Origin of the sequence: Arthrobacter sp. TB 26, assembly GCF_000427315.1 — a bacterium.
In the GTDB taxonomy this organism is placed as follows: Bacteria; Actinomycetota; Actinomycetes; order Actinomycetales; family Micrococcaceae; genus Arthrobacter.
On the sequence record NZ_AUPJ01000493.1, the window covers coordinates 5,521 to 20,206 of the forward strand.

The following is a 14,686-nucleotide window of genomic DNA, read 5'->3' on the forward strand; positions in this document are numbered from 1 at the left end:
GCCGCCGTCGAGCGTCGGATCGAGGAAGTCGTAGACGTACCAGCCGTCGATGGCTCCGCGCAGCCAGGAGAAGACGAGGAAGGCGGCAGGGTAGCCGAGCCACACGAGCGGCCGCCGCCAGGTGCCGCGCACGGTTCTCGTGACCAGGAGCCAGTCGAGCGCGGCGAACAGCGGAGCCACGCGGTGGTGCACAAGCTGGGGCCAGTACATGTCCAGGCTCCACCACGGCTCACCCGGCGGGGCCACGAGCACGACGTAGATGAGGCCCGTCATCACCAGGTACAAAGCCAGCGCACCGAACAAGCGGTCCCACCAGTCCGGCAGCCGGGTCCGCGGCAGGGCGGCGGATGCGACGAGCACAAGTCCGAGCGCAAGGTTCGACTGGACCGTGAATTCCGAATAGAGCTGGGCGATGTCCACGTCATTGCCCGGGAATGTCCCATCGTACGTCTTCCGGACGAGTGCGGCCAGGACGACGATGCCGACCGCGATGCGGAGGGCGCGGATCCACAAGCGGTCCGGATGCAGTGCATCGTTGAAGCCAAGGTGTCGCTCAACCGGGGGATCCAGCACCGACATTCCGCTCATGCGCCCAGTATGGCAGTCCCGTCAAGAAGGGGCGTTTCCGGTTGCTTGGTTTCCTTGTTTCCGGAGCCTGGTGAAACACGTGGAAAGACCCCGGAGGCACTTGGGGGAATGCCTCCGGGGTCTTTCTGTCTCAATAATACCCGGTCGGGTATCCGGGCTGCAAGCGTCCCCGGCGCGTCCGCCCAAGGAGCGCATCACTCCTGGGCGGAACCCTGGAGGCCCGAACCGGTGCGGGCCAGGACGTGCCCCCGGGCCCCGCTGAGCCGGAACCAGCGTCCGGCACGGTAGAGCTGCTGTTCACCGTCGGCCAGGAAGCCCAGGGTGAGGGCGGCGAAGGCGGCGCCCAGCGGGAGTCCGCCGGCACCCGGCAGGTCCCTGCCCCAAACCGTGGCGCGGGCGTTGTTGACGATCAAGGCGCCGGGTTTATCCGGAATGATGGCGGCGATCTCCGTGATACCGGCCTCGGCGGACCGGCGGAGGGCGGAATCCGGCAGCGTGGCCACGGCCTCCCACCCGGTCCGGGGTGCACCGACACCGGCCCATGATTCGGTGACGGTCACCGGCGGCAGCGGCAGCTCAACTGCGTCCTCCCCCGCGCGTTCCAGCCGGTCCAGCACCGCAGAGATCGGGACCGTGACGTCCGTGTCCGCCGGCTGCGCCAGGGCCATTGTCCGCAGCCCTAGGATCGTGGGCGTCGACTCCCCCAGCAGCCGCGGCCGCAGCACACACACGTAGGCCGCGAGCACCTGGCCGGACGCCTGAAGGCGGATCGCGCCGTCGTCGATCGACTTGGCGCGGGTGGCGAAGGTACGCAGATCTGCGAGGTCGCGGGGATCGGTGAACTGCAGGGGCTGGGTTAGGACGTCTGACACAATCTCGACTCTACCGGCTGTGCCTCTTTGGGGCGGTGCCGGAGGGACGTCTAGAGTCGAACCATGACTGAAGCCGAAGCCGGATTGCAGGGTCCGCCGACACAGGACCCCACCTCCTCGCTCCTCCAACTGCTGAACCTCGGTGAACTGGAGGGTGCCCGGACGGACGAGGACATCTTTATGGGCCCCTCGCAGCAGCAGCCCCGGCACCGCGTGTTTGGCGGCCAGGTGCTGGCGCAGTCCCTGATCGCCGGCAGCCGGACGGTTCCCGAGGGGCGCGGCGTGCACTCCATGCACGGATACTTCCTGCGTCCGGGGGATGCCAACAAGCCGATCACGTTTGGTGTCCAGCGGTTGAGGGACGGCCGCTCGTTTTCCGCCCGGCGTGTCCATGCGTACCAGGAGGGCATGCCCATCCTGTCCATGATCGCCTCCTTCCAGGATGAGGACGAGGGAATCGAGCACCAGTCCGAGATGCCGGCCGGCATCCCGGGGCCGGAGTCACTGCCCAGCACAGCGGACCTGCTGGGCAAGTTCGACCATCCGGTGGCACGCCACTGGGCCTATGAGCGGCCGTTCGACATCCGGCACGTTGATCCGGCGCTGTACGTCTCGGCCAAGGGCGAAAAGGAACCGCGCAACGCCGTCTGGATGAAGACGTTCGGACCGATGCCCAATGATCCGGAACTGCACCGCGCCGCCCTGGCCTACGCCAGCGACTACACCCTGCTGGAATCCATCCTGCGCAAGCACGGGATGAGCTGGATTACCCCGGGCATGTCCGTGGCCAGCCTGGACCACGCCATGTGGTGGCACCGGCCGGTCCGGGTGGACGAGTGGATGCTCTACGTCCAGGAGTCCCCCAGCGCCCAGGGCGCCCGCGGCCTGGCCACCGGCAAGATCTTCAGCCGCGACGGCCAGCATGTGGCCACTGTGGCGCAGGAAGGCATGATCCGGGTTCCCACGGACCTCAAGAGCAAGGTCAAGGGCGTAGTCCAGACCAAGGTCCTGGAGCACCAGATGCGCAAGGCCGAACGCGGCTGATCCCCGCAGGTTCGGGCGCGGTTGCCCTGTTGCCGCTTGCCGCTTGCCGTTTGCCGCTTGCCGTTGCCGCTGCCGCTGCCGCTGCCAAGCGAAAAGGCCGGCTCCCCAGTGGGGAGCCGGCCTTCCTGTTCCGTGCTTATTCCTCGCGGCCTAAGCCGGGAACCTAGTCGCGGGTGAGGCGGCGGTGGGTCACGCGGTGCGGCTTGGCTGCATCCGGGCCCAGGCGTTCGACTTTGTTCTCCTCGTAGGATTCGAAGTTGCCCTCGAACCAGTACCACTTGGAGGGGTTCTCCTCGTCGCCTTCATAGGCGAGGATGTGGGTGGCCACACGGTCCAGGAACCAGCGGTCGTGCGAGACCACAACGGCGCAGCCCGGGAATTCGAGCAGGGCGTTTTCGAGGCTGCTGAGGGTCTCGACGTCGAGGTCGTTGGTGGGCTCATCGAGGAGCAGCAGGTTTCCGCCCTGTTTGAGGGTCAGTGCCAGGTTCAGGCGGTTGCGCTCACCGCCGGAGAGCACTCCGGCCTTCTTCTGCTGGTCCGGGCCCTTGAAGCCGAAGGCGGCGACGTAGGCGCGGGACGGCATTTCGACCTGGCCGACCTGGATGTAGTCGAGGCCGTCGGAGACGACCTCCCACAGGGTCTTGTTCGGGTCGATGCCGCCGCGGCTCTGGTCCGCGTAGGAGATCTTGACGGAGTCACCGATCTTCAGCTCGCCGCCGTCGAGGGGTTCGAGCCCGACGATGGTCTTGAACAGGGTGGTCTTGCCGACGCCGTTGGGGCCGATGACACCGACGATGCCGTTGCGGGGCAGGGTGAAGGAGAGTCCGTCGATCAGGGTGCGGTCCTCGAAGCCCTTCTGCAGGTTCTTCGCTTCCAGGACGAGGCCGCCCAGGCGCGGTCCCGGCGGAATCTGGATCTCTTCGAAGTCGAGTTTGCGGGTGCGGTCGGCCTCGGCGGCCATTTCCTCGTAGCGCGCCAGACGGGCCTTGGACTTGGTCTGGCGTCCCTTGGCGTTGGAGCGGACCCACTCAAGTTCCTCGGTGAGGCGCTTGGCCTGCTTGGCGTCCTTCTTGCCCTGGACTTCGAGGCGGGCGCGCTTCTTCTCGAGGTACGTCGAGTAGTTGCCCTCGTACGGGTAAAGGTGGCCGCGGTCCACTTCGGCGATCCACTCGGCCACGTGGTCGAGGAAGTACCGGTCGTGGGTGACAGCGAGGACGGCGCCCGGGTAGTTGGAGAGGTGCTGTTCGAGCCAGAGCACGCTCTCGGCGTCGAGGTGGTTGGTGGGCTCGTCGAGGAGCAGCAGGTCCGGCTTCTGGAGCAGGAGCTTGCAGAGGGCGACGCGGCGGCGCTCACCACCGGAGAGCAGGGTAACGTCGGCTTCCGGCGGCGGGCAGCGGAGGGCGTCCATGGCCTGCTCCAGCTGGGAATCGAGATCCCAGGCATCGGCGGCGTCGATCGCTTCCTGCAGCTGACCCATTTCCTCAAGGAGGGCATCGTAGTCAGCGTCGGGGTTCGCCATCTCCTCGGAGATGTCGTTGAAGCGCTGGATCTTGCCGTAGATCTCGCCGACACCTTCCTGGACATTGCCCAGGACGGTCTTGTCCTCGTTCAGCGGCGGCTCCTGCAGCAGGATGCCGACCGTGTAACCGGGGCTGAGCCGGGCCTCACCGTTGGAGGGTGTGTCCAGCCCGGCCATGATCTTCAGAATGGTGGACTTACCGGCACCATTCGGGCCGACAACGCCGATCTTGGCCCCCGGGAAGAAGGACATGCTTACGTCATCGAGGATGAGTTTTTCGCCAACAGCTTTGCGGGCGTTGGTCATTGTGTAGATAAATTCCGCCATGCCTACAAATCTAGTGGTTCGGCCGGGATAACTCACATTCCTGCGGTCCTGATGTACTGCCCGGCTGCGGCTGAGTCCAGCCCCGCAGGGGTCCGGCTGAGGTGCCGGCTGGGACAACGGGCGAGGTGGAGCCGGCGCCGCCACCCATCGACCGCCCCGAGCACCCGACCGCCGCTACCAGGACCAGCACCCTAGCGCTGAACCTGGCAAGGACGGGCGCCGCACCGCGGCTGAGCAGTGCCGGCGGTATGACCTCAGCACAGAGACGGGCACGCCCGGTGCCGTTCAGGCGGCGGCCCCTTTCAGTTCGCCCGTCTCCTCATCGAGCTCCGCCACTTCGCCGGTGGCGTCGTCGACGAAGACAGAGTGGGTGGCCGGTCCGTCATCGCCGTCGCTCCCCTCGTGGTCCGGGTGGTTCTGGTCGTCCTCCATGTTCCCCTCGCGGCGGCCATCGGGGTCTGCCGTCGACGAACCGGCGGGGGCTGCAACAGTTTGGGGACCGTTGCCAGCAGTGCGGATGTAGTTGGCGGATCCCCACATGAGGTCATGGCCGACGGACTCGGCGTCGATTTCGGCCACGTGGTAGATCCGCCCGTCATTCTCCCAGCTCCTCATCTTGAGCCGTCCCACGACGATGACCCGCTGGCCCTTCTTGATACTGCAGCCGATGTTTCCTGCCAGCTGCCGGTAGCCCTGGACCGTGAACCAGTTAATGTTCCCGTCAATCCAGGTGTTCGTCGCGCGGTCGTAGCGCCGTTCGGTGCAACCCAGCCTGAAGTTCGCCGTCGCCACGCCGCCCGGCGTCGTCGAACTCTTGGGCTCCGTGGCGACGAAGCCACGGACCGTGATGTTGTCACTCATGCTCATGTCCTGTCTCGAAATGTGTGCCCTAGCAGGCTCCTCCAGCTTCGCGCCGGTGAGAGCCCGCCGCGAGGGCCGAAGTGCGCCATGTGGAAAACCCGGTCCAGGCAGCCGCGGGAGGTGTTGCACTCCTCCTCGGAATTCGGCATTGGCGTGCCGGCAATTGGCACCCACGCCCGCCCGTTTGCCACAAACGGCCGGAATGCCCGGCCCCAAAGCGGCCATTCGTGGCAACTCGGCGTGCAAGCAACCCCAACCAGCACACACGCCCGCCCGTTTGCCACAAACGGCCGGAATGCCCGGCCCCAAAGCGGCCATTCGTGGCAACTCGGCGTGCAAGCAACCCCAACCAGCACCCACGCCCGCCCGTTTGCCACAAACGGCCGGAATGCCCGGCCCCAAAGCGGCCATTCGTGGCAACTCGGCGTGCAGGCAACCCCAACCAGCACACACGCCCGCCCGTTTGCCACAAACGGCCGGAATGCCCGGCCCCAAAGCGGCCATTCGTGGCAAATGAGCCAGGCCCGCGTCCGAGCACCGAGGAGCCGGTGTCCGGGAACCCGCGGGCGCGGACACCGCGGGTGTTCCTGACAGCGGAGTCGTGCGGGGCACGGTAAACTCTTGGAGGCGTCCCCCGGCAGCAGCCGGGCAGGTACGCCGACGTGCCCCAGTAGCTCAGGGGATAGAGCAGCGGCCTTCTAATCCGCCGGTCGGGGGTTCGATTCCCTCCTGGGGCACCAGAGTGCGGCTCTGGCCTGCCGGAACTTTCCGCAGGTCAGAGCCGAATTTCGGCCGGCGAATGCGGCGGCGCGAAGTGACCGCTAAATCCATTTGTTGCGCTTGAACGTCCAATACAGCACCAGGCCCATGCCGATCATCAGGCCCAGGGCCATCGGGTAGCCGAAGACCCAGTCCAGTTCGGGCATGGTGCGGAAATTCATGCCGTAGATGGTGCCGATCAGCGTCGGGGCGAACAGGATGGCCGCCCAGGAGGAGATCCGTTTGACCTGCTCGTTCTGGGCGTAGCTCGACTCCGTCAACAGACGCATTTCATCGTTCTGCCGCTGGGCCACGAGCGCCGCATTGACCGCGAGCGCATTCTGCAACAGCGCGCGGAAGGCCGCGACGCGCTCACTGAGCCGCAGCACATGGTCCAGGACGTCCCGGTAGTGGTCCTGCAACTCGGGACGGGGCTGGTGGTCCGGCGCTTCGACCATCAGCGACTGCAGGATCATGATCAGGGGCGCCGTCGCCCGCTGGAACATAATGACCTGGCGGGAGAGTTCGTAGATCCGGCGGGACACGCCCGGGTCAGCGGCGAAGAGATCGTCCTCGATTTCATCGACGTCGTTTTCCAGGCCGGCAGCCACTGGCTCGTACTCGTCCACGACCTGGTCCAGGATCGCGTAGAGGACGGCGTCCGGACCGAGGGCCAGGAACTCTGGCTGGGATTCCATCCGCCGGCGCACCCGTGCGAGATCCGGCGATTCGGCGCGGCGGACGGTGACCACAAAATCCTCGCCGGCAAAGACATGGATCTCGCCGAACTCCACTTGCTCCAGTTCGTCCAGATACCGGGCCGGGCGCAGCACCAGGAAGAGCGTCTCGCCGTAGTGCTCCAGCTTGGCCCGCTGATGGCCGGCGAGCGCGTCGTCAACGGCCAGGTGGTTCAGATCGAATTCTTCGGCCACGGACCGCAGCTCGTCCGCATCGGGCCGGTAAAGCCCGATCCAGGCCATGCCTTGGCGCTGCCGCAGGATGAAGTACGTCTCGTCGAGGCTCTCCGGGTCTGCCGTCCGGTGACCATCCACGTATACCGCGTTGTCGACAATGCTCACGGCCGAGCCTCCTCCACCAGGCATCCCTTGGCTGTGACGCTATACCGTCGTCCGCCCGGTGCCAACAACCCGCGCCTTCCCGGAACCGCGCGCGGAACAGGGCCGCAGCCGGCCCGCCGGTTGTTGCCGCGCGTCCTTGCCGCATCTACCCTCCGCCGGCAATCAGCACGCTTAGGATTGAAGGGACAGGCAGGACAGCAGGAAAAACCTGTGGGCCCTGCCCGCAACCGAAAGGTACGGCCGCCATGACCCAGACACCCCAGGGATTTGATCCCCACGATCCCAACGAGGACGTGACCGCCCGGTACCCGGTGCCTGCTGACGCCCCGTCCGGCTCTGCCGAGGCGGGGTACCCCGCAGAGGGACCGGCAAGCGGCACCGATCTTGTGACCGGTCCGCCCGCCGCCGCAACCCCGGCGCCGGGCGCGGAAACTCCCCGCGCCGAAACGCCCGAAACGTCGGCTCCTGCCCCGGAACCGCGCCACGTCACCCGTGCGGGCATGGTCTGGGCCGCGGTTGCCTGCGCGCTGGTGGTGCTGATCCTGCTCATCGCTTTCATCCTGCAGAACCAGGAATACGTGCAGGTTAAGTTCTTTGGCCTGGCCGGGGCCGTCCCCCTCGGCATCGCGCTCTTCATCGCGGCGGTCGGCGGCGGCGTGCTGGTCGCCATCGCCGGGGCCGCCCGGATCATTCAGCTGCGCCTTGCCGCGCACCGCCAGCGCGTCAGCCGACAGGCCAGCCCGGGGACGCGCGCGCGCTGACGCCGGCGAAGGACAGTTCCATGGGCTTAGCAGAACCCCACGGGCAGGCAGCGCTGACCACCGCCGCGGCGGACTGGCCGGACGTCGAACGCCTCTTCGGCGTCCGCGGCGAGCCCTCGCGCTGCTGGTGCCGGTTCTTCGCCCTGACCGGACCCGAGTGGTCCGCGTCGACCCCGGAGCAGCGGAAGGACCAGTTGCGGGCCAAGTTCGACGGCGGCGGGCCCGCTCCGGGGGTGCTGGCGTTCCGTGGCGGTGACCCGGTGGGCTGGTGCGCCGTCGAGCCCCGCGGGTGCTATCCCCGGATCCTCCGCTCGAAGGTTTTGACGGCGGCGGACCCTGAGGTGGTGCGGGAACCCGGCGGGGACCGGGTGTGGTCCGTGAGTTGCTTTGTTGTCTCCCCCGGCCACCGCAGGACCGGCGTGGCTCGGGAGCTGCTTGCAGCCGCCGTCGGGCACGCGTTCGGCCACGGCGCGACGGTGGTGGAAGGGTATCCGGTCGATCCGGCGCAGCGGCCCAAGGCCGGACCGGCAGACCTCTATCACGGCACCCTGGGCCTTTTTCTGGCGGCCGGCTTCGAAGTGGTCAGCGACGCGGTGCCGGGACGCGCCGTCGTCCGCCTGGCCGCCCCGTCCGGCGCCGCCGGCCCTAAGGCAGGGTCAGGATGACCGGTCCGTCCTTCGTGATGGCCACGGTGTGCTCGCTGTGGGCGGCGCGGCGGCCGTTGGCCGAGCGCAGGGTCCATTCGTCGTCGTCGTGGAAGTAATCGTCCTTGCCGCCCAGAATCAGCATCGGCTCAATCGCGATGACCAGGCCCTCGGTCAGCTTGATGCCGCGGCCGGGCCGGCCGTCGTTGGGTACGTGCGGCTCGGCGTGCATGGTCTTGCCGATCCCGTGGCCGCCGTGGTCTGCCAGCAGCCCGTAGCCGGCGCGGCGGNCCCCGCCGATCGCGTAGCCGAGGTCCCCCATCTTGTTGCCGAGCCGGGCAGCCTCGATGCCGCGGGCGAGGGCAGCGTCAGTGGCGTCGATCAGGGCCTGGTCCACCGGGTCGGCCGTGCCCACGATGAAGCTGACGGCCGCGTCCCCGCACCAGCCTTCAAGGAACGCGCCGCAGTCCACGCTGAGCAGGTCGCCGTCCTGGAGCCGGTAGCCATTGGGGATGCCGTGCACCACGGCGTCGTTCACGGACGTGCAGATGACCCCGGGAAACGGCACCGACGCCCAGCGCGGCTTGTAGTTCAGGAAGGCCGGCGTCGCTCCGGCGGCCGCAATCGTCGCCGCGGCCACCTCGTCCAGTTCCTTCAGGGACACTCCGACGGCGGCCGCCTCCCGGACGCGTTCCAGCGTGGTGGCCACCACCCGGCCGGCTTCGCGCATCAGGGCAATCTCGGCTGGGGTCTTGATCATCGACATGCCCTCAACTCTAGGGCCAGCCGTGGCGTGGCTAAAGTTGCCCCATGGCCAACCCTGAGCTGATGTCCGCGATCCGATCACGGCTGCGCGCGGCAGCCGATCCCGCCCGGGCCGCGGGGGCGCAGGCCTATATGAAATCCGACATGCCCTCCCTGGGGGTCCGGGTTCCGGAGGTCCGGCGGATCGTTAAGGCCGCCGCCAGGGAGCTGCCTCCCGGTTCCCTCGAAGATTTGCAGTCCGACGTCCTGGCGCTGTGGCGGGGTGCAAGCTGGCGGGAGGAACGCTACGCGGCCATCGATCTGACGGGTCTGAGGCTGGCCGCGGGCGAGTTGAGCATGCTCCCGCTCTACGAGGAGATCATCCGCAGCGGCGCCTGGTGGGATCTGGTGGACGGAGTCTCGCACCGGCTGTGCGAACTGCTGCAGACACACCGGGAGGCCATGACCCGCGTACTGCTCGGCTGGAGCACGGACGCGGACTTCTGGATCCGGCGGGCCGCCATCACGGCGCAACTGGGTGCCAAATCCGCGACAGACCCTGCGCTGCTCGCCGCGGTCATCGAACCCAACCTGGCCGACCCCGAGTTTTTCATCCGGAAGTCAATTGGCTGGGCCCTGCGTGACTACGCCGCCACGGATCCGGACTGGGTCCGGGACTTCGCGGCACGGCACGGCGATGCACTCAGCCCGCTGTCCCGCCGGGAGGCGCTGCGTAAGCTTAGATGACCGGGCGGGTGGTGACCGGTTCCTCCGACTTGCTGAAGAGCAGCTTGGTCTTGGGGTCCAGGAAGATCAGGTACAGGGCGAAGAGCAGGGCAATGATCGCGGCCGCGTTGCGTGCCAGGGCCAGCGCCAGGCCGAGATCCGCGGTCTGCAGGTAGGGGAAGACTTCCAGCTGGTCCGAGATCGCGTACACCATAAAGAACGACACGATGAAGTACAGGGCCTTGACCTGCCAGTCGTCACGGATGCCGGTGACGGCGAAGAGCGGGATGAGCCAGACGACGTACCAGGACTGGATCATCGGGGCGAGGACGACGACGGCGGCGAACGCCAGGGTGAGACGCCGGATCAGGCGGTCATAGTCACCGCGGAAGATCTGCCAGGCGATGATGCCGAGCGCCAGCAGCTTGCCGGCGTCGTACACCCATTTGGCCAGCCCCCACCCGTCCAGTCCGAAAGCGTTGAAGATGGAGGCAACCACGAGGCCCAGCAGACCGACGGGGGCGTACCAGATCCAGATGCTGCCGGGGGCGGAAAGTCCGTTGATCCAGCCGAAGCCGAAGCCGTTGACCAGGCTCATGGCGTACAACAGTGCCAGGCTGATGCCGGCGGTGAGCCCCCAGAAAACGAACTTCCGCGGCCAGCTGGCGTTCTTACCCGCCCAGAGCAGGCCGATGAAGGGCAGGAAGACGATCGTGATGGGCTTGACCGAGATGGACAGGGTCACGAGGACCAGGCCGAGGATGACACGCCGGGTGGCGCAGTAGTACAGCCCGGCCAGGGCCAGGCCGATCATCAGGGCGTCGTTGTGGACGCTTGCGATGAAGTTGGTGAGGAAGAGCGGGTTGGCGGCGGTGAGCCAGAGGGCGCGGTGCGGGTTGACGCCGTGCAGTTCGGCGAGTTTCGGGACGTAGATGATGCACAGGACGATCCCCACCAGCGCAGCGAGGCGGAACAGCATAATGCTGCCCTCGGGATGCACGTTGGTGGACCAGACGACGAACTGCTCGATCCAGAGGAAGAACTGGCCGTACGGTACCGGCGCCTCGGTCCACATTTTGTCGGCGCCGAGCTGGAAATAGTTCGACAGCGCGGAGATGCCGTTCTCGTACGGGTTGAAGCCCTCCACCATCAGGCGGCCCTGCCCGATGTAGGCGTAGACGTCGCGGCTGAACAGCGGAACGGAGAACATGAGGGGCAGCCCCCACAGGACAACCGCCTGCAGCGTGGCCTTGCGGGCCTCCGCCCCCCAGACCCTCACACGCTGGCCGAGCCGGAGCCAGGCGCGGACGAGGAGCATCCCGCCGACGGCGAGCAGCACAATGCACAGCCCGACGCCGACTGCCTCGGTGCGCATCCAGATGAACAGCGGCACGCGGCGGAGCTCGGAGGCCGGTGCGAGCCAGCCCACGCCGAGCGAACCGATCGCCATAAAGAGAGAGCCGATGAATCCTGCCAGAAGCGGTGAACGGGCATTGTCCACTTCAGCAACAGCTGGCGCCGGGGACGTGCCGGCAGCCGTTTTCCCCGCCGCAGGCACAGGCGCCGTCATCTCAGGATCGTCCAATCTGTTGTGGGGCACATTTCCGCCCTCAGCCGGCCGTTTGAACCGGCCGGGGGGCGCGCCGCGATGACGAAAAATTTCGACGCCCGCGTACCCGAAATCCTAGCACCGGACCGCCCGGCGGCGGCGAAACGGTAGGCTTGGCGCGTGCCTATATCTAATGAACGCATCGTCTGGATCGACTGCGAAATGACCGGCCTGGACACCACGAACGACGCCCTCATCGAGGTGGCCGCGCTGGTGACGGACTCGGAGCTTAATATCCTCGGTGACGGCGTCGACGTCGTCATCAAGCCCGATGACGCCGCGCTGGCGCAGATGAACGACTTCGTCCGCGACATGCACACCCGTTCCGGGCTCCTGGCGGAACTCCCGCACGGCAAAACCATGGCCGAGGCCCAGGCCATCGTCCTGGACTACATCAAGAAGTGGGTGCCCGATCCGAAAAAGGCTCCGCTGGGCGGCAACTCGGTGGGAACCGACCGTGTCTTCTTGGTCCGCGACATGCCGGAGCTGGTGGAACACCTGCACTACCGGGTCATTGACGTGAGCACCATCAAGGAGCTCTCCCGCCGCTGGTACGCGCGGGCCTACTTCCAGTCCCCCGCCAAGCTCGGCGGACATCGGGCCCTCGGCGACATCCAGGATTCCATTGACGAGCTGCGCTACTACCGCGAGGCCGTCTTTGTGCCCGCACCGGGGCCGGACAGCGCCACGGCGCAGCGGATCGCCAAGAAAGTGATGGGAACGGCGGAGGAACCGGCCCCGGCGGAGTAATCTGCGCCACGTTTTGCGGAAAAAATTGGCAAAAATCCCAAAAGTGGCAAAAGCTGCTCCGAAGAACAGGTAAGCTATTTGTCGTTGCCTTTTCAGCCAGCCGGTTCGCCGGAAGGCTTGGCGGGGCACATGGTGGGCGTAGCTCAGTTGGCAGAGCGCCTGGTTGTGGTCCAGGAGGTCGCGGGTTCAACCCCCGTCGCTCACCCTCATGAAGGACGGCAGTAATTGTCCGACCTTAGACGAAGGCCGTACCGGATATCCGGTGCGGCCTTTGTTGTCTGTGCAGTCGTCCGTCCCACGGACTGTGAACGGAAGGAATCGCGATGAAGCGCAAGCTTTTTGAAGAAGACCACGAGATGTTCCGTGAGATGGCCGCCGAGTTCAACACCCGCGCCATTGCCCCCCACTACGCCCAATGGGACAAGGACCACATGATGTCCCGGGAGCTGTGGACGGCGGCCGGCGAGCAGGGCCTGCTGGGCCTGGCCGTGCCGGAAGAGTTCGGCGGCATGGGCATGAACGACTACCGCTTCCGCGCCGTGCTGGACGAGGAGTTCGCCAAGAGCAACCACCTCGCGGTGGGCCTGGCCTTCCACCTCCACGATGACATGGTGCTCCCCCACCTGCTGGCCTACGGCTCCGACGACCTCAGGGGCCGCTGGCTGCCCGGCATGGTCTCCGGCGAAACAGTCACCTCGATCGCCTGGACCGAGCCCGGCGCGGGCTCGGACCTCCGCGGCATCCGCACTAAAGCCGTCCGTGACGGCGACGACTGGCTGATCACCGGGCAGAAGACCTTCATTGGCAACGGCATCTCCGGGGATGCCTCCCTGGTCCTGGCCCGCACCGACGGCAGCGCCGGCCGGGGGAAGCAGGACTCCTTCTCCCTGTTCATGGTCCGCAAGGGCGAGGGTTACACCGCCGGCAACCAGCTGGACAAAATGGGCCTCAAGGCGTCGGATACCGCAGAGCTGTTCTTCGACAACGTACGGGTTCCGCACGCGGACCTCGTCGGCGAAGAGGGCAAGGGCCTGCAGTACGCCGCCGAGCAGCTCCCCCAGGGCCGGCTCGCGATCGCGGTGGCGAGCTCCGCCGTCGTCCGGGCCGTCTACGAGGCGACCGTCCGCTACACGAAGGACCGTAACGCCTTCGGCGAGCGGATCATCGACTTCCAGAACAGCCGCTTTGAACTGGCCGACATCCTCACCGAGGTCGAAGTCACCGAAACATACGTTGACCGGGCCATTCAGGCCTTCAACGCCGGGGAACTCGACGCCGCCTCCGCCGCCCGCGCGAAGCTGTGGGCGTCCGAGCGGGCCAAGTCCGTCACCGACCGGTGCCTCCAGCTGCACGGCGGCTACGGCTACATCCTGGAATACCCCGTGGCGCAGGCCTTCCTGGCCGCCCGGCTGCTGACCATCTTCGGCGGCACGAACGAAATCATGCGCGACGTCGTCGGCCGCACCATCGCCGACTGACCCGGCTCCGTTTTGACAACACCGCACCAGAGGAACCAGCTGACATGACCGTTCTGCCCATCACGATCTGGGGCGAGCCCGTACTGCACCGGCGAGCCGCTGAGGTTGAAGTCTTCGACGACGAACTCCGGACGCTCATCGCCGATATGTTCGAGACCAACGACGCCGCCAACGGCGTCGGTCTCGCCGCGCCCCAGGTCGGGGTCGGCAAACGGCTCTTCATCTACAAGTACGACAACGACGACGGCGCCCCGCCGTCCGGCGCCGTCGTCAACCCGGTGCTGACCCTCTCCAAGATTTCCGGCGCGCTGCCGGATCCGGACGAGGAAGAGGAAGGCTGCCTGTCCTTCCCCGGCGGGCAGTACCCGCTCAAACGCGCGGAATGGGCCCGGGTGCAGGGCTTCGACGGGGACGGCAACCCGGTAGATTTTGAGGCTACGGGGTGGTTCGCCCGGGTGATCCAGCACGAATACGACCACCTCGACGGCAAGCTCTACGTCAACCGGCTGATCGACCGGTACGCCCGCAAGGCCATGAAACAGGCCAAAAAGAGCGGCTGGGGGGTCCCCGGGCTGACCTGGATGCCGGGCGTGGACCCGGACCCCTTCGGGCACTAGGGTCCTTGGCTCACGGTCTCCGCTCGACGGCGGCCAGGATCGCCGCCCCGAGTTCAGCGGGCTTCGTGAACTGCGGCCAGTGCCCGGTGGGAAGGTCCACGTAGTCGACGTCCCGGACGCTGCCGAGCTCCGCGACATACGGGTGGCCGGCCGCGACCATTTCGATGAGCATGGAGGACGGAAACTCGCAGGCGATGACGGTGGCCGGGACGTCATAGCGGCGCTCGTCGTGCAGCCGCTGCTGGTCCCGGGCCACGCCCTTGGGCTGCGGGACGGCACGGGCCCGGAAGATGGCCCGCAGCTCCCCG

14 protein-coding genes, 2 tRNA genes and 1 pseudogene (1 of these 17 cut by a window edge) are annotated in these 14,686 nt (G+C 67.0%); 9 read left to right on the forward strand and 8 right to left on the reverse strand.

Translation table 11 applies throughout. The features are described from left to right. Positions 1-588 carry the 5' portion of a Pr6Pr family membrane protein gene (locus tag K789_RS0119355; protein WP_024368194.1) on the reverse strand. 123 nt of this gene lie to the left of the window's left edge, so only the first 588 of its 711 coding nucleotides appear in the window; it begins with the start codon at positions 586-588; the stop codon falls past the left edge of the window. A 194-nt stretch (positions 589-782) separates the two neighbouring features. Further along, positions 783-1,460, reverse strand: coding sequence for a hypothetical protein (locus K789_RS0119360; protein ID WP_024368195.1), 678 nt, complete (start codon positions 1,458-1,460; stop codon positions 783-785). Between the two features lie 63 nt (positions 1,461-1,523). Between K789_RS0119360 and K789_RS0119365 the strand changes: the two genes are divergently transcribed. Further along, positions 1,524-2,504 carry an acyl-CoA thioesterase gene (locus K789_RS0119365; RefSeq protein ID WP_024368196.1) on the forward strand — a complete coding sequence of 327 codons (981 nt, stop codon included), beginning with the start codon at positions 1,524-1,526 and terminating at the stop codon, positions 2,502-2,504. Positions 2,505-2,667: 163 nt separating this feature from the next. Here K789_RS0119365 and ettA read toward each other — a convergent pair whose 3' ends face one another. Then, positions 2,668-4,350 carry an energy-dependent translational throttle protein EttA gene (gene ettA, locus K789_RS0119370; RefSeq protein ID WP_024368197.1) on the reverse strand — a complete coding sequence of 561 codons (1,683 nt, stop codon included), beginning with the start codon at positions 4,348-4,350 and terminating at the stop codon, positions 2,668-2,670. 285 nt (positions 4,351-4,635) lie between these two features. Then, a complete protein-coding gene (locus K789_RS0119375; protein WP_024368198.1) occupies positions 4,636-5,211 on the reverse strand; it encodes a single-stranded DNA-binding protein in 576 nt (191 codons plus the stop codon). 664 nt (positions 5,212-5,875) lie between these two features. Here K789_RS0119375 and K789_RS0119380 point away from each other — a divergent pair. Continuing rightward, a tRNA-Arg gene (locus K789_RS0119380) sits at positions 5,876-5,951 on the forward strand. A gap of 81 nt (positions 5,952-6,032) precedes the next feature. Here the strand turns inward: K789_RS0119380 and K789_RS0119385 are convergent. Next, positions 6,033-7,049, reverse strand: a complete 1,017-nt coding sequence (locus K789_RS0119385) for a magnesium and cobalt transport protein CorA (RefSeq protein WP_024368199.1) — start codon at positions 7,047-7,049, stop codon at positions 6,033-6,035. Between the two features lie 245 nt (positions 7,050-7,294). Between K789_RS0119385 and K789_RS26295 the strand changes: the two genes are divergently transcribed. Both K789_RS26295 and K789_RS0119395 read left to right on the forward strand, forming a co-directional pair. Further along, entirely contained in the window at positions 7,295-7,810 is a 516-nt protein-coding gene (locus K789_RS26295; protein WP_024368200.1) for a LapA family protein, read from the forward strand. 20 nt (positions 7,811-7,830) lie between these two features. Next, entirely contained in the window at positions 7,831-8,475 is a 645-nt protein-coding gene (locus K789_RS0119395) for a GNAT family N-acetyltransferase (RefSeq protein WP_024368201.1), read from the forward strand. Here the strand turns inward: K789_RS0119395 and map are convergent. Then, entirely contained in the window at positions 8,456-9,220 is a 765-nt protein-coding gene (map, locus tag K789_RS0119400; RefSeq protein WP_024368202.1) for a type I methionyl aminopeptidase, read from the reverse strand. The genes K789_RS0119395 and map overlap by 20 nt on opposite strands. A gap of 44 nt (positions 9,221-9,264) precedes the next feature. Here map and K789_RS0119405 point away from each other — a divergent pair, with 44 nt between their 5' ends. Continuing rightward, on the forward strand, positions 9,265-9,945 hold the full coding sequence (locus K789_RS0119405; protein WP_024368203.1) for a DNA alkylation repair protein: 681 nt from the start codon (positions 9,265-9,267) through the stop codon (positions 9,943-9,945). Here K789_RS0119405 and mptB read toward each other — a convergent pair. Continuing rightward, a complete protein-coding gene (gene mptB / locus K789_RS0119410) occupies positions 9,938-11,494 on the reverse strand; it encodes a polyprenol phosphomannose-dependent alpha 1,6 mannosyltransferase MptB (protein WP_024368204.1) in 1,557 nt (518 codons plus the stop codon). The two genes, K789_RS0119405 and mptB, sit on opposite strands and share 8 nt — an antisense overlap. A gap of 201 nt (positions 11,495-11,695) precedes the next feature. Here mptB and orn point away from each other — a divergent pair, with 201 nt between their 5' ends. The 4 genes from orn to def all read left to right on the forward strand — a co-directional run bounded on the left by orn (position 11,696) and on the right by def (position 14,378). After that, positions 11,696-12,283, forward strand: a complete 588-nt coding sequence (orn, locus tag K789_RS0119415; RefSeq protein ID WP_024368205.1) for an oligoribonuclease — start codon at positions 11,696-11,698, stop codon at positions 12,281-12,283. Between the two features lie 132 nt (positions 12,284-12,415). Beyond that, positions 12,416-12,488 (forward strand) — tRNA-His (locus tag K789_RS0119420). 118 nt (positions 12,489-12,606) lie between these two features. Beyond that, positions 12,607-13,761, forward strand: a complete 1,155-nt coding sequence (locus tag K789_RS0119425; RefSeq protein WP_024368206.1) for an acyl-CoA dehydrogenase family protein — start codon at positions 12,607-12,609, stop codon at positions 13,759-13,761. Positions 13,762-13,805: 44 nt separating this feature from the next. Continuing rightward, entirely contained in the window at positions 13,806-14,378 is a 573-nt protein-coding gene (gene def / locus K789_RS0119430) for a peptide deformylase (RefSeq protein ID WP_024368207.1), read from the forward strand. A 10-nt stretch (positions 14,379-14,388) separates the two neighbouring features. Here def and K789_RS0119435 read toward each other — a convergent pair. Then, a pseudogene (locus tag K789_RS0119435) lies at positions 14,389-14,679 on the reverse strand (alpha/beta hydrolase); the annotation flags it as partial. Positions 14,680-14,686: the final 7 nt, after the last annotated feature.